Here is a 24149-nt window from a genome sequence, read left to right as displayed (position 1 = left end):
CCGGACGCGTTCATTCGGAGTGTGACGGTGCGCCAGCACCTGACCTGCGACCAAGCTGCCCGAACCACCAGATAAGGTGGACGCGGGCGGAGCAACATCAAGATGACCCATGCCGTTCCTGCCCCGTTCGACGGGGTGTTCGCTGCCGCGACCATGTCTGATGACACTGGTAGCCCGGATCATGACACGGGCCATTCCCGCAATGGTCTCGCCACATTGACGCTCGGCGCAATTGGCGTCGTCTACGGCGATATAGGCACCTCGCCGCTCTATGCTCTGCGAGAGGCGCTGAGACCGGTGGCGCGCGACGGGCTGGTGCGATCCGAAGTAATCGGGGTCATCTCGCTTCTCATCTGGGCGCTCTTCCTCATCGTCACCGTGAAATACGTACTGATCCTTCTGCGGGCCGACAACCGGGGCGAAGGCGGCATCCTCGCCCTTTACACGCTGGTGCGGCTGGCGATTGGACGGCGGACACTGCCGGTTCTGGCGCTCGGCATTGCCGGGGCCGCGCTCTTCTTTGGCGATGCGGCGATCACCCCGGCGATATCGGTCCTGTCGGCGGTCGAGGGGATCAGTCTGGTCGCACCGCATTTCGAGGCTTTCGTCCTGCCGGTGACGGTGGGCATACTGTTCGCGCTCTTCCTCGTTCAGGGTTACGGGACCGGCGCGATCGCCGCCGCCTTCGGGCCGATCACGGTGATCTGGTTCCTGACGATGGGCGTCACTGGGGCGATGCAACTGGCCACCGATCCCGGTGTTCTGGTGGCCTTCGATCCGCGCCTTGCGGTGGGTTTTTTGATCGAACACCGGCTTCTGGCCTTTGTCGTTCTTGGCGCGGTCTTTCTGGCCGTCACCGGGGCAGAGGCGCTTTACGCCGATCTTGGCCATTTCGGACGAAAGCCGATCATGCTGGCATGGTTCGCGCTGGTTTTCCCGGCCCTTGTGCTGAACTATCTCGGGCAGGGCGCGCTGGTCATGCGCAACCCCGAGACGCTCTCCAACCCCTTCTTTCACATGGTGCCCGCCGCCTTCCTTCCAGCGCTTGTGGCGCTGGCCACCATGGCCACGGTGATCGCAGCGCAGGCCGTGATCACAGGGGCGTTTTCGATGGCGCGGGCGGCAATTCTGCTGGGGCTTCTGCCACGCCTTGCGATCCGCCACACATCGGAACGCCAAAGCGGCCAGATCTACCTGCCGGCGGTCAACTGGATCCTGATGATCGCCGTGCTTTGGCTGGTTCTCTCCTTCGGTTCTTCCGAGGGGTTGGCCTCGGCCTATGGCATTGCGGTTACGGGGGCGATGCTTGTCGACACCGCACTTGCCGTCACGTTCGCTTACCGCGGATGGAGGTTGCCGCTCTGGCTTGCGCTCCTCGCCGCGCTGCCATTCCTGGGGCTCGAGACCGCCTTTTTCAGTTCGAACCTGATCAAGCTGCCCGATGGTGGCTACGTACCCGTCGCCATCGCCGCCGGGATCGCGCTTTTGATGGCAAGTTGGTGGCGCGGCACACAACTTTCCATGGCGAGGAGTGGCCGGGACGTGGTCGGGCTGAATGACTTCGCCGAAAGGATGCAGCGCAGTTCGGCCCACCGTGTGCCGGGGGTCGCGATGTTTCTGACCTCGACACCCGCCGCCGTGCCGCCAGCGCTACTGCACAATCTGAAACACAACCGTGTGCTGCACGAACGTAATGTCATCGTGACGGTCGAAACCCTGCGCGTCCCGCATGTGGCAGGAGAGGAACGGGCGGTCTATGAGCCGATCAACGACAGCTTCGCGCGTCTCAGCCTGCGCTTCGGCTTTATGGAAACACCGAACGTGTCGAAGGCGCTGTCACTTGCGCGGCGAGAGGGGCTGAAATTCGACGTGATGACGACGACCTTCTTCCTTGGCCGCCGCCGCCTCGTGCCCGGTGCCCGGGCCGGGCTGTCCCTGATGCTTGACCGGATCTATGTGGCGCTCAGCCGCGTCGCGGCTGACCCGTCCGACTTCTATCACCTGCCACGCGACCGTGTGGTGGAGCTTGGTGCCAGAATGGCTGTGTGAAATTCGCCCGATGCCCCCTTGCGCAATGGGGCAGTGCCCGTATAAACAGCCCCGCACGGAGAGGTGGCCGAGTGGTCGAAGGCGCACGCCTGGAAAGTGTGTAGGCGGGGAACCGTCTCGAGGGTTCGAATCCCTCTCTCTCCGCCACCGCATAATACATTGATATTAAACTATTTTTCGCCCAACCTATTGTGGCGTGGTTTCCGCGACATACGAGGCGCGATGCCCCCTAGAGACTTGAAATTGCAGGCGAAATAGCCGCCAGAAATGGCGCGAGTCTCTGTTTGGCATTTGGCGCGATACGGTTTTCGGCCGCGTGTTCCGGCGCTGGACTTGACATCTGTCGATTTTGAAGCTGACGCGCACCTCGGCCCGGCGGGATACAGTCGGCCAGCCAGAGGGTTGGCACTGCCGCAGGACGGATCTGCCATCATCGAAATGATGGCGAGTGCATTGTCATGCGAGATCAGGCGAGCGAATGCCAGTCATGACGAGACGGGACAATCAGAAAGATCTCGTCTTTTTCGAATTTTGGCAATCACTTCAGTCAAAGAAACTCGATCCATGTGCACCCATTGTTGGGACCAGGAGACTGCGGTCCAGAAAGAGATTCCGCATTTCGCAACTGGTTTCCGCGATAAGGAGGCAACCATGACACGCCGCGCCGTGGGTGGCGCGGTCGCCGCTATGTCCATCAGGCTCGTGGTCAGCGCAAACAGGGTCATTCGAGCAGACTTTTAGTCGATCGAGCGCACCCGCCACAATACGCGCGAACCTCGACCCGGCGCCAACAAGTCCACCCAAAGTCCCCTGTGCGCCCGGGGTCGCTGTATAGATCAGCACTCCGCACCTTTCAGGGATATTGCCGGTGCGCGAGTCGGAAAGCGCGTAAATCCTCTCTTTCAATGAACTTGCGGGGTATCCGCAGTCCAAGGCGATTTCTGCCATCAGTGCATGTGAGAGGCTGTGAAGGAGGGTGTAGGCCGTTCCCGGGTAGCTTGGCGCTCCACCGGAGAATCGCCTCTGCCAGTGTTCGTAGCCGTGGATGAGATCTTCCTGCCGCGCTGCCACTTTTGGTTCCTGCAACCACGCTGCCACTGCTTTCTCGTCGAAGTGAATAAACAGCCCCTCGCCAAACTGCTCAATTGCAGGAAGCCAATCGGCGTGACGAGATATTGGTGCGCCACGCACCGCGAGCTGGATATCTTCGATATCACCGTCCGCGCTCGTAGGCGCTGCTTCAAATCGGGTGAATCCGTATAGGCACGATACTTCACGGAGGCGGTGCACCGCGACCAAGCCCTTGATGGATGATAGGTCTATTCCTACCGAAGTATCCTCCCATTCAGAACGCGGCAAAGTCTGGGCGTAAAGCTTTGCCGAAGCACTGTTGGACCCGATTTCTGCTGTTCCACTTGCAAAAACATCAAACTCAGAAAGCTTTGGCGATTTCGAAGCATCAACTCTCGCGCGATCGCGCAGTCGCTTGAGGCGATCAAAAATATCCGAGTTAGAATAGGCTCCCAAGGAAGCTGACACCCTCGGGTTGAACTTCTTTGCCTGCGCCACATCGTCGATAGTCTGAACTCCGGCAAGGTCTCCTGAAAGCTCATCAACCAGTCTTGAAAGTTCGTCTTCTTCTGCAGGAAGAGAAATCACCGTGTAGACTTGCGGAAAGTATGTGTTGGTTGCAGTACGGGTAAGAAGCTTAAGATTGTCCCCGCAGCCCTCAGGGTCTCGATCCATCAGCCAAGGTCGCTCACCACGACATTTTCCGAGCCTTCCTGGTTGGAAAGCATCTTGCAAAGATAGTCTACGCTCGCATCCGCACACCACACTGGTGTCAGCGGGATCAGCACTTGTTCCTTTCTCTTCGATCCACATCGGCTCATGGCACTGTACTGCGCCGTGTACGACCCACCGCCAATCGATATCCTGCATGTGTCCTTTCTCGCAGGCACAGACGAAGCGAATAGGAGTAACCTCTGATTTGCGCCCATCATCGAACACGAACTTTCGACGACCCTTGGTGTCGAGGTCCTGCCAGCGAACCAGGCGGCGTCTTCGTAGGCTCGAGTTCGGGCCACTGCCCGTCTCTCCCTGCTCACAAACAAACCATGTCGGAAACACTGGTGCCGCCACACCTTGAGGAGCTCCGTGTCCGAGCTCGTTCGACACAGGCGGCGTCCGCAGCGAAAGTTGGACTTCCGGATCAAGCCGACCCTGATCCTTTAACAATTGCTCGAGGCGCATCGCAAGCCGTGGCTCAGGAATTGTCGTAAACGAATTGCCCCGCATATCCCACCATTCGAGACCTGCAACGATCACCGAGCGTGTTGGAAGATCGATCATCGAGCCGGGGCCAAAGGTCGAGATGAGTTGGCTAAGCCTCTGAGAATTCTTTGTCATGTCAGGTCGTCCGCGTTTGCGATTGTATTTCCGTGCGGATCTCTGACCTTTAGAGCGACACTCGACTCGACGTCTCTCATCGACCGGCCAGCGACGAACTTGCGATGGGGTTCATCGAGATTGGCCCAATCCGGCTCCAAGGGCATATGTAGAAGTCGATGGGGGCTCTTCTTCTTGGCGTAGGCGAACTGATTGCCTCCAGCAGCTTGGTCGTCCCCAGTTAAAATCCACGCATCGATTATGTCATCAATTGCGGCCCTGAGAGCGGCGTGACCACCTGCGATCATTTGAGCTGGAGCCCTAGCTACAATTGCTTCGCGCACATCTTGGCGAACCTGGGGCGAGTTCTTCAGTTCAGTAACCGCATTTTCTGGAGTCAGCAGGGGATCGACGTGGCGTGCCGCTGCAACCACAACTGCTGCCAACGCCCGATCCAAGGCGCGTGCGGCCCATGGCGTGACGCTGGTCGCCTCCACGGAGCGATAGAACGTACGATGGAAGTGGCCGAATTGCTCGAAATGCATTCGGTCTCTGGGTTTGTGGAGGTTTAAGACGGCAACGACCAAGCCGGGACGGGCAGGATCGCGGCCAACACGACTGGTGGCCTGGATATACTCGGCTGCCGTTTTGGGTTGACCTTGGACCATCATCAACCCAAGACGAGTGATGTCGAGTCCGACTGAGATCATGTTCGTGGCTAGAGCGACATCTACACTTTCGGTTCCCGGCCCAAAGATGGCTTCGAGCCTTTGCTTTGCCAAAGCTACTTTGTCAGTTGACTCGCGGGACGTCAGTTCCATCGGTTCCCTGATCTGGCGATCCGCGAACGGCAAGTCTGGAGGATCGATCCGACACCTCTGGGTGCCATAGCGGCCAGCTCTATCCCGGACCTCGTCTTCAACGATACGGCGTGCACCGCCCAGTTCGCGAAGAGCATTAAAGTAGCAAAGGGCTGTCATATAGGGATCGGCGGGATTCAAAGTGCCGCCAGAACCAGCCTCTGCATCATGAAACGCTTGTGCCGCCGCCAGAAGGGTCGTCAAGGAACGAAGGAAGACCAGCTTCGGTCCTCTTCCCTGGGCTGCTATGCCCATGTAAAGACGAGCCGGATCTTTGGTTGTGGGCACCGTCCTTGCGAAAAAACTGTCTGTTCGATCAAGACCTGGCGGCGGGAAGATGCTCGTTGTGCTTCTGTCGAAGAGTGCTTCGATTTGGTCAGAGGCCCGGCGGACCGTTGCGGTAGACGCCACAATCTTTGGCCGGATGACATGGTCGCCAACCTTGCGGCTAGCGAGTTGATCAATAGCTGCTTCGTACAATCCGGCCACCGTTCCCAATGGGCCTGAGATGAGGTGCAACTCGTCCTGAATAATCAGATCCGGTGGCGCTAGCGACCATCCGTTTCCCAGCGGGCTTCCCTCGCCAGGCTCAGCTGCACCAAAGAAGCCAAGATCATCGCGAAAACGGTCAACATGACCGAAGAAAGCACCAGTCTCACCGACCCAAGGCAACGCTGCGAACTTGTCGACGGTCGCAATCAAAAACGCTGGGAGACGTCGGTAAATTGGTTCGTCGACAGTCAGAACAGGAAGCGGTCTCCCCCGGCTGAATTCGCAATTGGTGTTGGCGCATCTTATTTCAAGATTGGTCGGGGCATGCTCATTCGGCGTACAAGCAAATGAAGATGGTGAGAATTCGGTACCACACCAAGGGCAGGCTTTCAGCGGCGCGGGAGCTCGTTTGTCACGACCATTTCGGTATCGCCTCACTCGTCCAACTGCTGTCTTTTCGTCGGATTTTCCCTTGCCGCCAAGTTTGTTTGGCGACGCATCAGAACCCACCCACAGTCCAATCTCGATGGGCCAATCGCCAAGCAGACGTCGTCCGCGTTCGTCTACGTTTTTGGGATCATTTCGCATCAGCTCAAGCGCGCACACGACGCCCGCCGCTCGAGCCAACTGGTCCAAGGTCAACAGCCGTAGAGTATAGCGCATGATTACTGAAACGCCGGCACCCAATACGCCAGAAGCGGTCAGGCGTCGATGAGCAATAATGAGAGCGGCGAGACCAAGGTACGCTTCGGTTTTGCCACCGCCCGTCGGGAAGAACAGGAGATCAGCTGTCTCACGGTCTGGGTGCGTCTTCTGTACCAAGCCCGAGATATTGAGCAGGATAAAGGCAAGCTGGAAGGGTCTCCATGTCGGGGGTTGCATCATACTTGGATCGCCGCTGGGCCCGGCATTCCGGCGTCGCGCAGCTGAGGCGACAGCAAGGTTCATGAAACGAAAGGCGGAACGAGCTGTCGGATCCGTCAGAAGCAGATCGATTCCAGCAGCAATCCGGTCTCGCGCCTGCTCCATTTCCGATACCAAACGCTCGCCAGTCTCCGTTCGCTGACTCGGGAGCGGCGTTAGTTTCTGACGCTCTGCGTCAATCCAAACACCATATAATTCAGGAAGTTTGGCGATCAGGGCATTTAGGGTGTCTCCATCCTTACTTGCCGCTTCGGCCAAAGCTTCCATTTCGAACGAAACGAGCGACTTGATCTCGTCATCTTCGTTCGGGGCGACGCGCTCAACTTCCGCTGTGGGTAGCGGATTCGTCCATACGCGCTTCACAGTGCCAAGAGCATCTTCGTCCTGGTCCCAGCCTGCTGCAGCGTTTCGCCCTACTGCCCATTCACTCACATCTCGGTAGTGCAAGTCGGCGACCCTGAGATCCCAGTCGTCCGCACGAGTGCCAGACAAGTCTCGGCGGGGATGAAATCCCATGTCGAGGGCGAGCTCGAGGCGCGCCTGAAAAACGAAACTCACATCCGAATAGAAGCGGTGGACAGTCGCTCGTCGGTTTACGAGGAAGACTGTGAGTGCCCGAACCTCTTCCTGCCCTCCATCCGGGGTATCGTACTTGAAGGTTCTAGAGTGGGTCTCCAGCGTCAAACCACCGCCTCTGCGTTGCTCGGCAGCGCTTTCCGGGATCAAGATCGGTTCGCCTCTACCGTCACGCACGGTTATTTGAACGACCCGGTCCTTTGGAGTACGAACCCAGTCCACCATCGGCCTGGAGTTGCGCTTGGGCTTACCATCCTCATCAAACTCCTCAGGAAGGGGTTCCGGGAGAAGTACATTTTCAGGAAGAGCTGGTTCAGTCCTGTAGTCGCCCCACGAAATCTTTGCCTCGATTTCCTTTACATCCGGCGGCAACAAAACTGTCAGGCCAATCGAAGACGGCAAGAAGCGTCGTCGAGCGTTGGGGGCCTCAGGCTCCTCGTTGTCACCGGCCGCGCCACCGGCACCCTCGGAGTCAGTTTCTTCGACGTCGATTTCCATCTCTTCCTGCGCGGATGGATCATTGTCGCCGCCTTCGCCATCCAGCCCAAGCGGATCCTCAGCGGGCGCCAGAAAGCCAGTCAGATACCAGCGCGAGGGGCTTTCGTTTAGCCGTTCCAACGCCAGATCAGTGTCTTGGTCCCCCGGACCGATCAGGTCGCGACGAAACATTTCAACAATCCTTGAGCGGATATCTGCCGAGGCGGTCATGACCACTAAATCCCTTCTGAAATAACGAGTTCGCTCAGGGTCTTGGCCAACCATTTGCTCGTATGCGCTGTCTTCAGGGGTTGCTTCGGGCGATAGCCAACGGCATCGAGAAGCTGCTCCAAAGCGCAAAGCTGGTCTCGAAACCCCGACCGAACGCCAAAGCGGAGACTCGCCTTGTCCGGCCCACAAAGAACCCATCCGTCAGTTCTTATGAGAGCATGCGCCCAAAGCGAGTGCTCACCGATGTCCAGATTGATGCCAGATGCCCTGAGCAAAACCTCCGCACGTTCGCGATCACTCACATCGTGCACGGCAGCCAACGAATTCCGAAGTGCTGCTGAATCGATCAGCTCTTCGGTTCGCCGACGCTGAAAGCCTGTTTGAGTTTCCGTCACACAATCTTCGACGGTTTCAATCGAGTAGCCGCCAGATAATGCACGCCACGCCCCGATCCGGTAGGACTCGAGAATGACGTTCGTATCAACAAGGACAGGACCCGGGTGCTTCGCCATGGCAGCCTCACAGCTCTGCAGGGGGTTCGACCCCGTGAGCGACAAACAGATCGGTGAGGTCTTCAACCGTTTGATCGAGCAGCCCTGCAGCGCGGCGCGTCGAAACCCGCCCCTCGTCAACAGCAAGACCGATCACTTCCATAAACGGCTTGGAAAAAAGAACTGGTACCTCAGCATCGCCCACATCGCGGCCATTGTTTCGAAGCGCCGCATCATTCAGCGCTTTGGCACGGGCAGGCTTGAGTTCGCCGAGCGCCACCAAGCGCCATTTAAGAGCAGATGCGGTCACCTGAAGCTCTTCTGCAGCGGCGTTCAGTTGTGAGATCAGTTCGCCGTCCCCGAGGCTCGCCCAATCGCCAAACCTGTCGAGAACGGCCTGCGGCATGAGAACAGCAGACGCAAAGTTGTTCGCCAATTGCTCGACGCGGTTCCCGCCGGTTTCCTTTGCCTCCTCGGAATGTTCCGGGGGCATCGCATCCCATGTGAGGATGTGAAACAGCTCATGAGCGAGGTCGAAGTGCCTACGGCCGACGACCTCCTTGCGGTTTATCAGCACGACGTCGAGCTCTGGCAGCCGACAGGCCGCGCCGGAGATTCCGTCAAACGCGTCGACCATCAGCACTAGAGTGCCAAGCTCGCGCTCCATCACTTCAGCCAGCGGCGCGGCTGGGACGGCGCCCAGCTCGAACTCTGCGACAAACCGCTCTCCAGCTTCCATGGCATCCTCGAAGCTGGAACGCTTGGTCAGGCCCAGTGACCTGCGAAGCAGTGGGGCGGCACGACCAACCTGTGGGGCGATGGCGCGGAACGCGGCAATCCAGCGACCGGCGTTTCGCTCGTAGCCATTCAGCACACCCGCACTGACATTGGTTTGCCGCCACGAAAACCGGCCTTCACCAACCAGCATGAACGGGTCGGTGAAGTACTCGAGCGTCGCTCCAAGCTTCTCGACGGCCAGCATCAGCTCGTCCGCCGTGACGCGGCGCTCACCGGTCTCGATGGCAGACACCGTCTGCCGGTCCTTGAAGCCGAATAGTTGCGCCAGGTCGTCCTGCGAGAGCTTTCGCTCCTCGCGCAGGGCCTTGATCCGAGCGCCTATGAGTTGTGTCGCCATGGGTGTGCCTCCGTGACGCTACATAATCTTGCAAATCAACAAATGCAAGATTTTCTTGCAATCAAACCATCAGGCGACCCGATCCGCCTCTTCGATCCGCGCAGTGCCTGCTTCCGCCTCGAAGTAGCAATCGCCGCCGCTGAGAGATGAACAGAAGAGGTCGGCTAGGACGCTGCCGATCCGGCGCATGTCGTCATGGAAGAGGTCCAGCGTCAGCTTATGTTCTGCGCCTCGCTCGGCGTTGAACTCCACCCGGAATCCTGCAAGCAGCGTTCTCCCGGTTCGCGCAGACTGCTTGTGGATCGATCTGATCGTCCGTCCGTCTCCATGCGCCAGCGCGTCACGCAGCCACTTGAAGAAGTTCTCGGCGGTCATGGCCTCGAAGTCGGCGTTGATCCTGCGGTCATCGATTTCACCTCCATCCGCTCGGTCGACCAGCACTATCTGAGGAGCGGCGAGGGAGAGCCGCCACGGATCGTCCGTTATCAGGGTGTCCCGCATGGCTTCCCGCACATTGTGGGCGCGATGGTCCGCAGGGTCCTCCCATTCGCCTCGCTGCCCATGGTTGCCAGCCACCCATGCACGGTTCTTGGTCCAGAGCAAAACACTGCTGAACAGGGCAAAGGTCTGGGTTACGTTGAACGTCGTCTGCGGCGGTTCGTCGAGCATCGCCTTCAAGCGGTTTACGATGGCCCATTCGACGTGCTCGTCAGCGATACCGCCCATGTGCTCCATCCATCATGCCGCTTCTCCTTCGTCGTCTTCGTCATCATCTTCGTCGGACGCGGTCAGGCCTGCGGCGCGTTCGGCTGCGGCGCGTTCGGCGTTGAGGGCGAGGAGGCGGGCTAGGACTTCGTCCTTGAACTCGGACGGCCAGTCGAAGCGGGTCTTGGCCTGCTTGCCCTCGTCGGCGTCTTGTTCGATGAACTCCGGCTGTGCCCGGTCAGCGAGATCGTCCCACCCGTAGGCGCGCAGAACGGCGGCATCCATCTCAGCGCGGAGGTCACGCAGGCGGGCAATGTCAGGGGCGTTCTGTCCTCGATCATGGAAACGGTTGTAGGTTTTCGTGAGGCCTTCATCGCGCTTTATCATCAGTTCAGCTCGAAAGGCATAGTAGGCTTGGCCTGAGTTCTCGAGGGTACTTGAAAGCTTGAAGCCCTCCGGAAATGCAAATGTACGGAAACAATCTGAAGGAGCGTAACGCAGGTCATCCTTCATTGATGACGAGAAAAATCTAGCCCAGACTTCGTGGATTCGCGCTTGGAGCACCGCGAACGAACCGAAGCCTTCAAGTGCAATTACAATGTGCGGTGACGCAACAATGTAGTCGCTGGGCAGAAAGGAGAAGGCGAGGTGTGCCGATGTAAAGGGATGAAACAAAACTCGTTCCATTCCACGCTTCGCCGACCGCATTTCTGCGCGCGTTCTCCAGAATGTCCAAAATGGCCAAGCGGCAACTTCCTTCGCCTTATTAGAACGCTCGGAAGCAACTTTTTCTTCGCAGATTTTGAATAGATCGGGCCAACGCTTCGCTTCAACCTCAGTCATCTCGTCGAAACTAATGATATATCTCGAATAAGCATGAGTTGGGCTTCCCAAGACCTCAGCACCACCAATATATGGAAAAATCCTCTCTCCATTTTTTGGGTCGCGCTCAATTAGTGAGTGCATCTCAGAAATTGAGGAAGCATCAGGCTCACCATCCGCAAACTGAAAACCTTTCCCGTATGGTTCTTGACCTTTGAAGGCAATTCCAACGCTTTCGGCTAGCTTTTGAGGCTCATCACTTGTTCCTGTGTGGACCAAGTAAGACGTTATGTTCTCTACCGAACGCCCGTCTAAATTTCGGGTTCTTGGCACGTTATTTTTTGCCAAATGAACGATACTTACAACAACTGCTGCCTCTCCAGGCCAAGTGTACCTTTTCACCACATTATATATGTTCCCGCCATGCTTGCAGATCCAAGTCAAACCCGACCTTCTAGTGTCGCCTTGAGAGATCGTGTTGGTAGAAATTAGGCCAAGAGATCCACCATCTCGAAGCAACCTAAAGGCAGCTCTGAAGAAATAAGCGACTAGGTCTGTCTGGCCTCCAGCTTCTGCGTTGTTTTCGAAGAGCCAAGCAAGATAGTTTTTCCCAAGGCTTCCGGAGATATTGCGCCCGCCCATAAACGGCGGGTTGCCAACAATCGCATCAAACCCGCCATTCTCACGCTTGAACACCTCAGGGAACTCAATGGCCCAGTGGAACGGCGGAATACCGCGCTCCCCTTTGCGCAGCGCATTCGCAGAATCCCCCAGCATGTCCCACCTTGCCGGGCGGCCCGAAAACCAGCTTTCCGCATCTGCCCGTGCCTTCTCCCGCGCCTTGGCCTTATCGGCCGAGAAGAAGGCCGCGATCACCGCATCGCCCAGCAGCCGGACGGGCGACAGACGCGTCTCCACGTGCTTGTGACGCTTTTCCTGGATTGCGCGCATCGTGTCGTCAGGAGCAGACCGGATTTCGGCACGAGCGCGATCCGCCTCTGCCACCCTTTCAGCCACGAGCGGTCTCAGCAGGGGCAGGCCCGGCTTCGAAGCATCCCAATTCGCAGCCGCGATCTGTTCGGGCGTCAGACCCACAAGGCTGTCGCCGCATTTCAGCGCATGGTCGAGGAAGGTGAATTCTTGATCCTTTGCCAGCGTGGCCAGCCAGAGCGACAACCGCGCCAGGTCGACCGCGCGTGCGTTTCGGTCCACGCCATAGAGACACCGCTGCGCGACAAGGCGGCGCGCATGGAGTTCCTCATCTTCATCAGCCGGAATCTTTGGCCTCGCATCCGGCCAGCGCGCCCAGGCATCGACCAGACGCGAGGCGATGGCACGGCAGGCTTCGACGAGGAACGCGCCGGACCCCATCGCCGGATCGCAGACCTTGAGGTCGAGAACCTGTTCGGGCGTCGCGTCCGGCCCCAGTCGTTCGAACGCTGGCTCCAACGCATGGGCTACGATCGGCGCTGTCAGGCTGCGCGGTGTGTAGTGACTGCCGGTGCGACGGCGTTCGTCTGTCGGCTGGAGAATTGGCGTTCCGGCCGCCGCGACCACGTGACGGGGCGAACCGCGTTCATCGACGATGTTGTCGAGCGCGGCGGCGAGATCCTCGACCGTTATGGCAGCTTCAATCGGCTTTGCTTGCGCGGCGGTCAGGGATCGGCCGACATTCTCTTTCAGGTCCTTGATCCGATCCTTGCCCTTTTTGCTCAGAAGATCGTCGAGGCCAACGAAGACGGGCGTCTTGTTGTTCTTGCCTGCCTTGATCGCCAGCACCCGACATGGCGCTTCCTCGACGGTGAAGCCCATGACGGTCTCGTAGACGGAGCCGATCTGTTCGACATCGAGCGTGCGGTAGGAGAGGCGTTCACGCTCTTGGCCGCGTAGTTTCAGGGTCATAAGCCCCTCGAGGATGCGCAGGATGCAACCGTCCGAGACCTGAAGGACGCGAGAATCCTCGTCCACATCGCTACGACCTTCGAGGAACGGAAACTCATCCGGATCGAACAGCTTGCCGCCGCGCGCCTGGACGAAGTGGGTCGGATGCCCCCCGTGGATCAGCCGGAACAGCGCCAGCAGCTGACCCCAGCCGCCGCGTCGTTCATCCATCGTGTCTGGATTCAGTGCAGCTTCCTCGGCGAGGCGGGCAAAGAGTCCGCGGACCGAATAGCTGGTTTCGTAGATCGATCTGGCGCGGCCATCCGAGCGGGAGGGTAGCAGGTCACGGTCCTCGGCATAGAGGATGAACACCAGCCGCATGAGGACTGTCAGAAGCCCCTCATAAAGGTGCTCGGGACGGGAGCGGGCTAGTTCCCGCGTCAGATCCGGGTCCGCCGCGTGCAGACCACGCAGGAGGTCATGCAAAGCGCCGAGAACCTGGCCTGCGAGTTCTGTGGAAACCGAGGCTTGAGCGTCGCGGCTTTTCTTCAAGAGCGCGGGAAGTCGCCGTTCATCGGCATCGGAGAACAGACGGAAGCGGTCAAGGACGAGCTTCAGGCCCGCGAGCATTGGACGCCCGGCCACTGTCGCGAGAGGGCGGATCGGGAAGGAAAGATGACCAGAAGTCTCGCCACGAGGGGCATAGACAAGCCGGATTACCTTGTCGGTGATCATGACACCGGCAAAGACGCCGGTGTCACGTAGAAGGCGCTCAAAGCGCTGGTGAGGCGTCGCCTCCCACCCATCGAGTTGAGACCGCGTGTCAGGATCAATTCCGGCGTCCTCGATGCGGACGAGCAGCTGCCAAGGTTGGTCGGCTTCGCCTAGTTCCGCCACTGCCCAATGCGGAGACAGCGTGGTCGAATGCTCCGGCAACCTGACGATCAGCTGATCCGGGATCTCCGGGCCATCTGCCGTACCGGCGGTGTGGCGAGCTTCCCAGCCCAGGACTTGTTCCGCGAAGGCCCAAGGGTCGAGGATCGCCGGGCCGTCGCTATCAGAGTTCAAAAGCTCGGCGATAGCGCCTGTGGCTATCGGGCTTTGATGCAGCGGAGTTAACCCCAACTCTTTCAGAACGCTGGGCGCAATGACAAGTCCAACCGGCTGAATATGATCTAGCCACTCGAGGTCCGGGTCGCGATTAATCTCGGAAACCATCTAAATCACCCCGAAACTGGCCAAAGGTACACGAGACCGACCGGCTCCAAGCGATGGGCTCGGACCGCGTAGGATTCCCGCAGGCGTTGCGGTTCATCCTGAAGTTCTTGCTCGAGCCGCGAAAGACGGCTTTCCCAGTGCCGTCGATCCGCTTCGCGTTCGCGTCGCTCGTCCGGAACAAGATCAAGAGTGAGCTGGTTCGGATTGAAATCTGTTGCGGCTCTTGCGATCCTCTTACGCTGTTGATCTAGCAAGCTTTCGAGTGACCGGGCTTCGTCTTCTCCGCGCTTGACCAGCTGCGCCTTCACCGCGGACAGGCGTTCAGCGGCGATTTTTTCGAATGCAGGCGTCAAGTCTGCAATGTCTTTGGCGTAGAGCTCTTTGACCCTCGAGACTGCGGACGCGGGTGCGGCGCGCGCATCGCGCAGCGCATCCTCAAGTTGATTTAGCGTCCTCTCTTCCCCGCTTTCTCCCAGAGCCCTCAGTTGTCGGCGTTCTCGATCCGACTCACTCCAGATCGCTGTAACGGGAATGATCTCCTCATGGAGTCTTGCCGCTCCGGAACCGTACACGGCCAAACGCCCCATTAGGACAACTCTTGGCTGGGCCCCGGGACCTTCGATAACCGATAGCCGGGACAAATTTGACTGGAATCCCTGGCTGAGGAACCTCGATAGAAGTCGACGTACAAGTCGGTGTTCAAGATGGACCTGGACAACATTATCGGCGTCTCTGCCATCAGCTAGAATTGGTGGCTCGAAAGCGATCGAGCGTATAGGCGCGTTCCGTCGCCAATCTCCCAATCTCTCTCCCCGTTTTCGAGGTCTGACGCGTAGATCGTCGAATGCATCGTCCCAACCGGCGTCTCGCGAGAACGCCGGATCGCTGGGGTCGAGATGGTATGTCTCTGTCTTGCCGACAGTCGCTCCGCGAGATTGGTCAAGCGACAGACCTGCGCGCGACAGTGCGGCCGAGGCGACCCGCTTGAGGTCGTCTGCATTGACGCCGACTCGCTCTCGGGAACGCTCTAGCACTTTCCTCAGATCGTCTTGTTCTTTCAGAAGGCGATCATGCCGAGCTCGCTCCTCGTCATCCATTTCTGAACGCGCCCGTTGAAGCCTTTCAGCATCATTTTCCTCAGTTATTGCATGCGCGAGCGCGGCTCCCTGACCTTTCCCGATGCCGCCTTCTGCCAATCGCTTCGCAATTTTGTCTTCGATCACCTTTCCAACCGAACCCAGTTCTTCGCGTATGGTCTCAGTTTTCCAGACCAGCGCATCAAGAACTATGTCGGTCTCGCGTTGAGCGTATCGAAAGTAACGGCAAAGGACTGTTTTGGCTGGCTGCAATTTCCGGTCAATCCGGCCGTTTCTCTGCTCAAGTCTGGACGGATTCCAGGGCAAGTCAAAATGCAGCAGATCAGAGCAATGGGATTGAAGATTGATGCCTTCTCGCGCTGCGTCCGTGCAAATGAGAATTCGCAACGGCTCAGCGCCCGGATCTGCATTGAAAGCTCGTTTTACGTCTTCCCGGCGATCAGAACTCGTCGCACCTGTGAACACACCGATCCGTTCATCGGCCAGGTCGGTGCCGGAAAGGGCTTCTCGCAAACGTCGCTCCAGCCAACGTCTGGTATCCTCCCACTCTGTGAAGATAATCAGACGTCGCCGGTTCCAAGTCTCGCCGTCCAACATGTTTGCGCGGATCCAACGTACCAGCCACTCCACACGAGCGTCAGGTCGCGACAAATGCCTCTCTGTTAGTGTCAGCATCTCATCCACGGCGGCGAGCTCAGATATCAGCTCCTGACGAGACGCGTCGACCACTCCTGCGGACGACGCCGCGCTCGCGCTTGCTTCCGTATCTTCATCGAATGCCTGCTCAGCGCTCTGGTCTTCGAGACCCAGTTCAGCGCTCTCTTCCGCAGAGGGGGAGTGAACAAAACTGGCGGCTGAGTTTTCAATCCGAGCAACTTCAGTGCCGTCCGATATCTTTTGGAGGGTCATCCGATGAGCTTTTAGAGTGCGATGGAACGCGGCCACCGAAGATAGAAGGCGCTGCTGAAGCCCAACGAATGTCAGTTTTGCGATCGCGGCCTTGCCACTCGGCAATTTGGCAATCCGCGCCATTCGAAGCTCACCATAAGCGCCAAGCTGACGGGCCAGTTCAAGTTCAGGTGTGCTTTCCGGCAAGCCGTCGAGAATGATCGGCTCGACGACCCTCTCAGGGAAGGCTTCACCGAGACGGCGCAGATCGGATTTCAAGCGGCGAACCATTACTGGTTCCAGATCTTTAGGACGAACTTCAACACCCCGCGTGAAGCGCTGAGGATCCAGCATTTCGAGCAAAGATGAAAAGCTGTTGGAGTGACCGTTGTGCGGAGTGGCCGTTAGGAACAGCCGGTGCTCAAAGCGTTCCCCGAGTTCCCTGACCGCCTTTGTGAGCTGGCTCGACACAGCATAGCGGGTTCCAGCGGATGGGGCCGCATGGTGTGCTTCATCCAGGATTAGAAGCGCCCGCGCACGAAACTCACCAAGGACGTCCCGCAAACCAGCTGCGTAGGTTTCATCGGTCATCAATCGATGCGAAATGATGAACCGGGAACCTGTTGTCCATGGGTTGACCGAAAACCCTCTGGTGCGCCTGAGGTCACCGACTCGTTCACGGTCAATTATTTCGAACGACAAGCCGAACTTTGCCTCCAGTTCGTCCTTCCATTGAATGGTCATTGCAGGAGGCGCGGCGATAACGATGAAATCTATCCGCCGACGCAGCAAGAGTTCTCTGGCAATCAGCCCGGCTTCGATCGTTTTCCCGAGACCAACGTCATCTGCAATGAGGAGATTGACGCGTGGCAGGCGAAGAGCCTTTCTGAGTGGTAGCAATTGGTATGCATCAAGCCTGATCCCAGCCCGGAAAGGCGACTGAAGAAGGTCTCGGTCTGCTGCAGTCGCCGACTTCCAGCGGATCGCCCGAATATGTGCGGCCAAGACTTCCGGACTGTCAGGCTGCCCATGCCCGACGCCACTCCAGCGATCATCGTCAAGAAGCTTCGCATTGATCTCGGCATCCCAAATAACCTCAAGCTGTTCGCCTTGTGCGTCATCAGCGATGCATGAGAGACCCAATGTCGAAAGGTCGCTCGCCTCGCCGAACAAGGATTCGACAAGCCACTGTTTGCCTCGAACTTCAACGAAATCGCCTTGCGCAATGCCATTACTGGGGGAATCGTTCTTCATTTTCCGCCATCTCCAATCATACCGTCGGGTTTGGCGTGTGCCTGGAGAGCCGTAAGGCGATTGTATTCCTCGATTGCGATAACAACTACGACTGTCCGGCCGTACTTGTCGATTGCCACCGGTTCAGCTCGAGCGGTGTCGATCAATCTGCCGAAGCTGTTCTTTGCGTCCCGCGCCGCCATACGCTGCATAGCCCGCCTCCTGTTGAGTTGGAGCTATTGTAGCCACCATTGGGATGGCTTGATAGGGGGAAACGGGTCGCGAGTGTGCGCTTCGCAACCGGAGCTTGTTCGATAGGAAAATGCAACTGGAGTGTCTCAAACACTGACCTAACTTCGAGCCGGGCTTAACCTGCAGGCGTGTAGAACGGGCCGATGATGCCCTCAGTCACCCTCAACTCGCGCAAATCAAGCGCAGGCGTGGAGAAGTCCACTAGGAGGTTCCCGAGACGGCAGCTACGGCCCTTTGCATCGTCGGTGTCAGTTGTGATTGGCCCTGAAGCAGGATGCGCAACATTCAGGAGAGACCAATCGGTAGAAGAACTGGTTCCCACACAAATCTCGCTCTATCGAAGTCTGCTTGCCAAATGAAAAGTCAGAGACTGCCAAAAACTCGCTGCTGCATATCCCATTCCAGGGGCAGCTGCCTTCGCTTGAACCATTCCGATGTGAAGGCAACGGGCTGGCTACCCGCTGCCACCTGATCCAGAATATCTGGGGCGAGGAAGGCGAGACCGATCATCTGCTGGATGCGGCTCGAGGTGGTTTTCTCTCGAGTAGCAAGTTCGCCGAAGGAGGCACCGGCCTTGATGGCCGCATACCATTTCTGCGCCGTCAGGATGTTCTTCGCCAGCACCGGATCAACCTGCGGCACGGCGGCACCTAGGATGATGCGGGCTTCGACACCTCGGCGCTGCATCTGGAAGGATGCGGGAATCCGACGGGCCGCACTGTCGATCCGATCCGGCGCGATGCCGAGCCGGTCCGCCATGACTTTCCGGTCGAGCCGCAAGAGGATGCTACCCTGCGCGAGATCGGCGCGGCGCAGCAGCGGTGCCCAGACGTCGGCGGCACCGTCGGGGTCACAATCATTTGCGACCTGTCGAAGAGTCGCCTGTAGACCGGGAACCTCGGAGGCCGTGATGTCCTTGACCAGATCGGTCACCACGGTGGGTTTGCGCAGGTGATCGCCGAGGACTCGCGCAATGCCGGTCTCGAGATGCCGTGCCGGCAACCGCCAAGCATCAGCATGTTTCTCGCGCCGGTCGGTGACTAGCCTGCGCGAGATGTAGTAGCGCAGACGCTTGCCGTTTTTCCGAGAATGACTCGGGGTCAACCGATCTCCGGTCTCATCGAAGAGCTTGCCGACCAGCGGCGAGCGTTCCGCCGCGTTCGGCCGTCCGCGGCTGCGGGCGGCTTCGGCGGCAAGACGTTTCTGCAAAGCGTCCCATGCGGCTGGATGGATGATCGCAGGATGCTGACCGTCATAGACCTTGTCGCGGTGGCGAATGCGGCCGGCATAGAGCGGATTGGTGAGGATCTGATAGATGTGGCCACGGCTGAAGGGGGTTCCGCCGCTCGAGGCGCCTGTAGCAAACGACCGCAACCGCGTTCTGTAGCCAAGTTCGTCCGCACGTTCGGCAGCTGCGCGGACCGAGCCGAGATCGCGATAGAGGTCATGGATATGGCGGATAATTATTGATTCAGTCTCGTCGATCTCCAGGCTGCGGCCGGCGGGCCGGTAGCCGAAGGGCACTGTGCCGCCCATCCAGAGCCCCTTCTTCTTCGAGGCGGCGATCTTGTCGCGGATCCGTTCCGCCGTCACCTCGCGCTCGAACTGCGCGAAGCTGAGGAGCATATTCAGCGTCAGCCGTCCCATGCTTGTGGCGGTGTTGAAGGACTGCGTGACAGAGACGAAGGAGGCGCTGGCGGCATCGAGCCGGTCGACGATCTTCGCGAAGTCGGAGAGCGACCGGGTCAGTCGGTCTATCTTGTAGACGACAATCTGATCAACGAGCCCCGCCTCGATATCCGCGAGCAGGCGCTTCAGCGCAGGCCGCTCCATGGTCCCCCCGGACAGCCCGCCGTCATCGTACCGGGTCGGGACTAGAACCCAACCTTCCGCCTTCTGGCTCGTCACATAGGCGGCACAGGCCTCGTGCTGGGCATCAAGCGAGTTGAAGTCCTGATCCAGTCCTTCCTCGGAAGATTTCCGGGTGTAGATTGCACAACGGATCCGGCGCGCCATCTCAAGCTGCCTTTCCGCGCTGAGACGGCTTGGTGGGCGGTGCATCCCGTCCGGCGTCGCCCGTCAGCCCGAAAAACCGGGGGCCCGACCAGCGGGCCCCGGTGATCTTCCTGGCAATGGCGGAGAGCGACACATACCGCTTCCCGCCCATCAAGAACCCGCCGTCGATCACCTCGACGGTCCAAGTGCGGCCCTGCCATTCTCGGACCAACTTCGCGCCGGGGCGCAGCTTGGTGCCAACGGACGCCCGAGATGCGGAACCCGTGGCGATGCGGCCTAGGTCCTCGATCGTTCGGGCCTTGGGACCGCCAAGCATCTGACATTGCAATTCGAAGGCGAGCGCCCGACGCAGGAAGGGCAGCGAGAGGTTCTTTGGGGGAGGTGCCCCGATCACCTCGCGCCAGAGATCGAGCAGGCCGGCGCGATCTGCGGTTTCGACTGCAGCAAGAGCCTCAGGCAGGTCTCTTGGCGCAACTCGCTGGTCGGCCGAATTCATTGGCGCGCCTCCGCGTCGTTCCCGGTTTTCGCTCGGGCATCGGGCTTGAGCGGGATCCGGTAGATCAGCCCGGAGCTGCCGTCAGCCGGCTTCGCCGTTTCGACCTTGTGGCCCGTCTTGCGCAACCCGGTGATGGCCGCGCGCGTCGTATGGGGCTGCCAGCCGAGTGCCGCGCTGATCGTGGTGATCGTGCTGCCGTCGTCCTTGTGCAACATTTCTATCAGTCGGGTCTTCTTACTCTCGGCGCGGGCCGAAGGTGTGGTCTTGGCCGGCAGCTTCGTCGCCTTGGTAGTTTCGGGATTGGTGTTGGGCTTCTTCGCCATTGTCGGTCTCCTGGTTCGGGCAGGATCCATTCCGGCCCTTCTACCAGGCAGAGCCCGGAATTCCGGGCGGCGATGCCGAGCGACAACGCTGTTTCGGCGTCATCCGACTACCCCTTGCGGGGCCAAGGAAGTCCAGCGGGAACTTCCAGTTGGTGTCGGAAGACAGTCATCGAAACTTGGTTGCGAAATTCGATAATCCGGCTTGGCGTCGGGTTCGGGTATTTGCCGCCTGCGCCAGCCGAAATGCCGGTCGCAAGAGGAGTTCGCGCATGAGGCGGGACTACACTGGACCTACGTGAGCGATCTTGAGCGCGGCGCGCGAAATTTGACGATCACGGTGGTCAACAAGCTCGCGGCGGCGCCGGGCTTGACGGTCGGCAAACTGCTGGAATGATGTTCCGTCGGTCTTGCAGGCCCGCGTTCTTACCCCGAACAGACGTATTTCTGCAACACAGCGTAAGGCCTTGAATCTATGCGAAATGTTTTTCTGCCGGACGAAAGGCAGAGCGTTTAAACGCACTAAGTCATTGAATACAGTAAGAAAGTGCCAGACTGCCTCTTGCGCGACTCCACTGATTTACCAAATAATCCTCCACACGAAAACGCGGAGTGGGACGGATCGTAGGTCTTCCTCTCGTTGCCGGATGCCCGGCCCTTCGCAACAGGACCCAATGTTGGTTCGGCCTTCCATACATCGATTGAACCGCTGAGAGGCTTGTGCTTCGCAGCTTGTCTTGTCGCGCCTTGCGTGACTGCCAGTTGATGGAAAGGATTCCCAATGGCGAAAGAGAAATTGGATCTGGAGACCTACATGGTTGACCCGGTCCTGCGTGATCGTCTGTATCGCGTGAACCCTGAGGCGCTCACCCGTGACTATCAGCCTAAGGGTGAGCTTGATGCAGAAGATATCAGCGAAATTGTCGAGGCCATCTGCACGATGGGCTTCCTGAACCCGGTTTTGGTTGACGAAGTAAATGTCATTGTCGCCGGACAGGGTCTTGTCGAAGCCGCGGCACGGATTGGCCTCGAGGACATTCCGGCACTGCGGCTGGAAGATCTCGATGAGTTCGAACGCCGCGTCTACTTCCACATGACGCACCATTTCTACAAGATTGCAGGCCTCGATCCGGAAGTCTTCCGCGTCGAGGCGCAGCATATTCTGTCCTTCACCGCGAGTGGTCGCCTCGCGCTCGAACTCTTTGCTGCGAAATCGGCAGTCGCGGCGTAGTGAACAGCTGAGCTGCGCCACAGTCGCGGCCCAGACCAAACGACGCGAAGTGATCGGTGGGGGGCCTGCCGATCTTGTGCCGGGAGACCGGCCCTTCGCAAGGACCTGACGGTCCGGCCTCTCCCTGAAACAGCGCTGACCGGCTCGCCCTTTTGGGCTCTGGTCCCTGTCACGGCGAGCCGGCAGCGCGAACCCGAAAGGCCCCAGAATGGCGAACATCAAGACCGGGGCGCTGCCCCAGACCCTGCCGGAAAGCACCCGGCTGAAGATCACCTATCGCAAGACCGGTGATCTTGTTCCTTACTCGGGCAATGCCCGCACCCATAGCGACAAACAGATCGCGCAGATCGGGGCATCGATCCGCAAGTTCGGCTTCACCAACCCGGTGCTGATCGACGAAGAGGGCGGCATCGTCGCCGGCCACGGCCGCGTGGCGGCGGCAAAGCAGCTTGGCATCGCCGATGTGCCGACGATCGTCCTGGGCCATCTCACGTCGGCCGAGCGGCGCGCCTATGTCATCGCCGACAACCGCCTGGCCGAGCTCGCGGGCTGGGATCGCGAGATCCTGAAGATCGAATTCCAGGCGCTGGCCGAACTGGATCTCGACTTCGACCTGGAGATCACCGGCTTCGAGACCGCCGAGCTCGATCTGCTGCTCGACGACAGCGCGGGCGAAGATGCCGCGGACCCGGCTGATGAGATGCCCGAACCCGAGCCCGGGCCGGCGTTGACCCAGCCGGGCGACGTCTGGGTCCTGGGAAAGCACAGGCTCATCTGCGGCGACGCGCGCGACCCGGCGACCTATGCTGCGCTCATGGGTGCCGATCGCGCCCGCGCGGTATTCACCGATCCGCCCTACAATGTGAAGATCGACGGCCATGTCTGCGGCTCCGGCGCCGTCAAGCACCGCGAATTCGCCATGGCCTCGGGCGAAATGGATGCGGTTACCTTTACCGCCTTCCTCGAGGCCTCTCTCGGCGCCATGGCCGCGGTCAGCCTCGATGGCGCGATCCACTTCACCTGCATGGACTGGCGCCACATGGCCGAACTGCAGGCGGCTGGTGACAAGGTCTATAGTGAGCTGAAGAACCTCGTCGTCTGGGCCAAGACCAATGGCGGCATGGGCACCTTCTACCGCTCTCGGCATGAGCTGATCTATGTCTGGAAGGTCGGCACCGCACCGCACACCAACACCTTCGGTCTCGGCGAACACGGGCGCTACCGCACCAATGTCTGGGACTATCCTGGGGTGAACAGCTTCGGCGGCAACCAGAAGGATCTGGCGCTGCATCCGACGGTGAAGCCGGTGGCGCTTGTGGCCGATGCGATCAAGGACGTCACCCGCCGCGGCGAGATCGTGCTCGACGGCTTCGGCGGTTCGGGCACCACGCTGATCGCGGCCGAGCGCACCGGCCGTGTCGCGCGGCTGGTGGAGCTCGACCCGATCTACTGTGACGTGATCTGCCGGCGCTACGCAGCGCTCACGGGCGTCGAGCCGGTGCTGGAGGCCACCGGCGAAACCTTCGCAGCGGCGGCCGCGGCGCGTGCCATGGACGCCCATGCGCCTGAACCGGAGGCTGCAGAATGAGCGGTCAGAGCAATCGGCCGGCGGGGTATGCCAACCCGCCGGCACAGCACCGCTTCAAGAAGGGTAAGTCCGGTAATCCCTGCGGTCGGCCGCGCAAGCAGGATGACCTCTGGTGCCACATGAACCGGGTGCTGAGCCGCAAGGTCAAGCTCCAGGGAAGTGACGATCAGATTCCGATCCGCGAGGCTCTGATCCGCCGCCTGCGGGAACTGGCCCTGGCCGGTGACCGCCGTGCGCTGGAGCTGCAGCGCCGGATCCTGGCCGAGGCCGGTGCCGCTGATGTCGACCGTTTCGATCCGGAAGAGGAAAAGCGGAAGGTGGTGGACGTTCTCAACCGCATCGCCGCGGCGATGAAGAAAGACGGAGGCGGCGATGCCTGACGACTATGATATCGGCTATGGCAAACCGCCCGAAACCAGCCGCTGGCAGAAGGGCCAGTCGGGCAATCCGAAGGGTCGGCCCAAGACTCGCACGGACCATCTCAGGGATGCCGCAGCGATCCTGTCGGAGCCGGTAACGGCCCGGACCCCCGACGGGCGCCCCGTGTCCCTCGCCGGGCTGGAGGCGGCCTATCTGGCGCTTTGCCGCAAGGGGCTGAAGGGCGATGTGCCAGCGCTCCTCCGCGCCATCACTATCATGCTGGAGGTCCAGCCGGCCGTCGAAGCCAAGGCCGATGACAAGCGCCGGAAGCGGGAAGAGATGATCGCCCGGCTCGAGCGTCTCGGCCTGCCGACGGAGGCCCTGCGCAACCGGCCGCTGGAGGACGACTGAGTCGGCGC

Annotated in this window: 17 protein-coding genes and 1 tRNA gene; 7 read left to right on the top strand and 11 right to left on the bottom strand. The window is 59.6% G+C overall.

Features of this window, described 5'->3' with window-relative positions:
* Window positions 1-102: 102 nt before the first annotated feature.
* Both QKW60_RS00190 and QKW60_RS00185 read left to right on the top strand, forming a co-directional pair.
* Window positions 103-2049 (top strand): potassium transporter Kup, encoded by a 1947-nt coding sequence (locus tag QKW60_RS00190; protein WP_282365550.1) that lies wholly within the window; start codon window positions 103-105, stop codon window positions 2047-2049.
* Window positions 2050-2106: 57 nt separating this feature from the next.
* A tRNA-Ser gene (locus QKW60_RS00185) sits at window positions 2107-2196 on the top strand.
* A 396-nt stretch (window positions 2197-2592) separates the two neighbouring features.
* Here the strand turns inward: QKW60_RS00185 and drmB are convergent.
* The 11 genes from drmB to QKW60_RS00130 form a co-directional block, all read right to left on the bottom strand.
* Entirely contained in the window at window positions 2593-4458 is a 1866-nt protein-coding gene (drmB, locus tag QKW60_RS00180) for a DUF1998 domain-containing protein (protein ID WP_282365549.1), read from the bottom strand.
* On the bottom strand, window positions 4455-7997 hold the full coding sequence (gene drmA / locus QKW60_RS00175) for a DISARM system helicase DrmA (protein ID WP_282365548.1): 3543 nt from the start codon (window positions 7995-7997) through the stop codon (window positions 4455-4457). The genes drmB and drmA overlap by 4 nt, the downstream gene beginning before the upstream one ends.
* 5 nt (window positions 7998-8002) lie before the next feature.
* Window positions 8003-8509: a hypothetical protein gene (locus QKW60_RS00170; protein WP_282365547.1), complete on the bottom strand. Its 507-nt coding sequence runs from the start codon at window positions 8507-8509 to the stop codon at window positions 8003-8005.
* 7 nt (window positions 8510-8516) lie between these two features.
* Window positions 8517-9623, bottom strand: coding sequence for a helix-turn-helix domain-containing protein (locus QKW60_RS00165; protein WP_282365546.1), 1107 nt, complete (start codon window positions 9621-9623; stop codon window positions 8517-8519).
* A 69-nt stretch (window positions 9624-9692) separates the two neighbouring features.
* Window positions 9693-10349, bottom strand: a complete 657-nt coding sequence (locus QKW60_RS00160) for a hypothetical protein (RefSeq protein WP_282365545.1) — start codon at window positions 10347-10349, stop codon at window positions 9693-9695.
* A gap of 12 nt (window positions 10350-10361) precedes the next feature.
* A complete protein-coding gene (locus tag QKW60_RS00155) occupies window positions 10362-14249 on the bottom strand; it encodes an Eco57I restriction-modification methylase domain-containing protein (protein WP_282365544.1) in 3888 nt (1295 codons plus the stop codon).
* 5 nt (window positions 14250-14254) lie between these two features.
* A complete protein-coding gene (gene drmD / locus QKW60_RS00150) occupies window positions 14255-17488 on the bottom strand; it encodes a DISARM system SNF2-like helicase DrmD (RefSeq protein WP_282365542.1) in 3234 nt (1077 codons plus the stop codon).
* Entirely contained in the window at window positions 17485-17679 is a 195-nt protein-coding gene (locus QKW60_RS00145) for a type II toxin-antitoxin system Phd/YefM family antitoxin (RefSeq protein WP_282365540.1), read from the bottom strand. The genes drmD and QKW60_RS00145 overlap by 4 nt, the downstream gene beginning before the upstream one ends.
* A gap of 403 nt (window positions 17680-18082) precedes the next feature.
* Complete coding sequence (locus QKW60_RS00140) at window positions 18083-19735, bottom strand: recombinase family protein (RefSeq protein ID WP_282365538.1); 1653 nt, start codon at window positions 19733-19735, stop codon at window positions 18083-18085.
* Window position 19736: 1 nt separating this feature from the next.
* Window positions 19737-20231, bottom strand: coding sequence for a DUF2924 domain-containing protein (locus tag QKW60_RS00135; protein ID WP_282365536.1), 495 nt, complete (start codon window positions 20229-20231; stop codon window positions 19737-19739).
* Window positions 20228-20554 (bottom strand): DUF3489 domain-containing protein, encoded by a 327-nt coding sequence (locus QKW60_RS00130; RefSeq protein ID WP_282365534.1) that lies wholly within the window; start codon window positions 20552-20554, stop codon window positions 20228-20230. The genes QKW60_RS00135 and QKW60_RS00130 overlap by 4 nt, the downstream gene beginning before the upstream one ends.
* 202 nt (window positions 20555-20756) lie before the next feature.
* On the opposite strand from QKW60_RS00130, the gene QKW60_RS00125 reads away from it, so the two are divergent.
* The 5 genes from QKW60_RS00125 to QKW60_RS00105 all read left to right on the top strand — a co-directional run bounded on the left by QKW60_RS00125 (window position 20757) and on the right by QKW60_RS00105 (window position 24141).
* The gene (locus QKW60_RS00125) at window positions 20757-20948 is read left to right on the top strand and encodes a helix-turn-helix domain-containing protein (RefSeq protein ID WP_282365532.1); all 192 of its coding nucleotides are present in this window, start codon (window positions 20757-20759) and stop codon (window positions 20946-20948) included.
* Between the two features lie 384 nt (window positions 20949-21332).
* Complete coding sequence (locus QKW60_RS00120) at window positions 21333-21782, top strand: ParB N-terminal domain-containing protein (RefSeq protein WP_282365531.1); 450 nt, start codon at window positions 21333-21335, stop codon at window positions 21780-21782.
* A 208-nt stretch (window positions 21783-21990) separates the two neighbouring features.
* The gene (locus QKW60_RS00115) at window positions 21991-23370 is read left to right on the top strand and encodes a site-specific DNA-methyltransferase (RefSeq protein WP_282365530.1); all 1380 of its coding nucleotides are present in this window, start codon (window positions 21991-21993) and stop codon (window positions 23368-23370) included.
* The gene (locus QKW60_RS00110) at window positions 23367-23750 is read left to right on the top strand and encodes a DUF5681 domain-containing protein (protein ID WP_282365528.1); all 384 of its coding nucleotides are present in this window, start codon (window positions 23367-23369) and stop codon (window positions 23748-23750) included. The genes QKW60_RS00115 and QKW60_RS00110 overlap by 4 nt, the downstream gene beginning before the upstream one ends.
* Window positions 23743-24141, top strand: a complete 399-nt coding sequence (locus tag QKW60_RS00105; protein WP_282365527.1) for a DUF5681 domain-containing protein — start codon at window positions 23743-23745, stop codon at window positions 24139-24141. Before QKW60_RS00110 ends, QKW60_RS00105 begins: the two co-directional genes overlap by 8 nt.
* Window positions 24142-24149: the final 8 nt, after the last annotated feature.

The sequence above is a fragment of the Albidovulum aestuarii genome (genome assembly GCF_029961185.1).
In the GTDB taxonomy this organism is placed as follows: Bacteria; Pseudomonadota; Alphaproteobacteria; order Rhodobacterales; family Rhodobacteraceae; genus Albidovulum; species Albidovulum aestuarii.
Note: the sequence above shows the minus strand (reverse complement) of the source record. Positions and strands in the feature narration are given on the sequence as shown.

Bases quoted from the DNA above. Each gene is read 5' to 3' on its own strand.
- QKW60_RS00190 (WP_282365550.1), top strand. From the start codon at position 103: ATGACCCATGCCGTTCCTGCCCCGTTCGACGGGGTGTTCGCTGCCGCG.
- drmB (WP_282365549.1), bottom strand. From the start codon at position 4,458: ATGACAAAGAATTCTCAGAGGCTTAGCCAACTCATCTCGACCTTTGGC.
- drmA (WP_282365548.1), bottom strand. From the start codon at position 7,997: ATGACCGCCTCGGCAGATATCCGCTCAAGGATTGTTGAAATGTTTCGT.
- QKW60_RS00170 (WP_282365547.1), bottom strand. From the start codon at position 8,509: ATGGCGAAGCACCCGGGTCCTGTCCTTGTTGATACGAACGTCATTCTC.
- QKW60_RS00165 (WP_282365546.1), bottom strand. From the start codon at position 9,623: ATGGCGACACAACTCATAGGCGCTCGGATCAAGGCCCTGCGCGAGGAG.
- QKW60_RS00160 (WP_282365545.1), bottom strand. From the start codon at position 10,349: ATGGGCGGTATCGCTGACGAGCACGTCGAATGGGCCATCGTAAACCGC.
- QKW60_RS00155 (WP_282365544.1), bottom strand. From the start codon at position 14,249: ATGGTTTCCGAGATTAATCGCGACCCGGACCTCGAGTGGCTAGATCAT.
- drmD (WP_282365542.1), bottom strand. From the start codon at position 17,488: ATGAAGAACGATTCCCCCAGTAATGGCATTGCGCAAGGCGATTTCGTT.
- QKW60_RS00145 (WP_282365540.1), bottom strand. From the start codon at position 17,679: ATGCAGCGTATGGCGGCGCGGGACGCAAAGAACAGCTTCGGCAGATTG.
- QKW60_RS00140 (WP_282365538.1), bottom strand. From the start codon at position 19,735: ATGGCGCGCCGGATCCGTTGTGCAATCTACACCCGGAAATCTTCCGAG.
- QKW60_RS00135 (WP_282365536.1), bottom strand. From the start codon at position 20,231: ATGAATTCGGCCGACCAGCGAGTTGCGCCAAGAGACCTGCCTGAGGCT.
- QKW60_RS00130 (WP_282365534.1), bottom strand. From the start codon at position 20,554: ATGGCGAAGAAGCCCAACACCAATCCCGAAACTACCAAGGCGACGAAG.
- QKW60_RS00120 (WP_282365531.1), top strand. From the start codon at position 21,333: ATGGCGAAAGAGAAATTGGATCTGGAGACCTACATGGTTGACCCGGTC.
- QKW60_RS00115 (WP_282365530.1), top strand. From the start codon at position 21,991: ATGGCGAACATCAAGACCGGGGCGCTGCCCCAGACCCTGCCGGAAAGC.
- QKW60_RS00110 (WP_282365528.1), top strand. From the start codon at position 23,367: ATGAGCGGTCAGAGCAATCGGCCGGCGGGGTATGCCAACCCGCCGGCA.
- QKW60_RS00105 (WP_282365527.1), top strand. From the start codon at position 23,743: ATGCCTGACGACTATGATATCGGCTATGGCAAACCGCCCGAAACCAGC.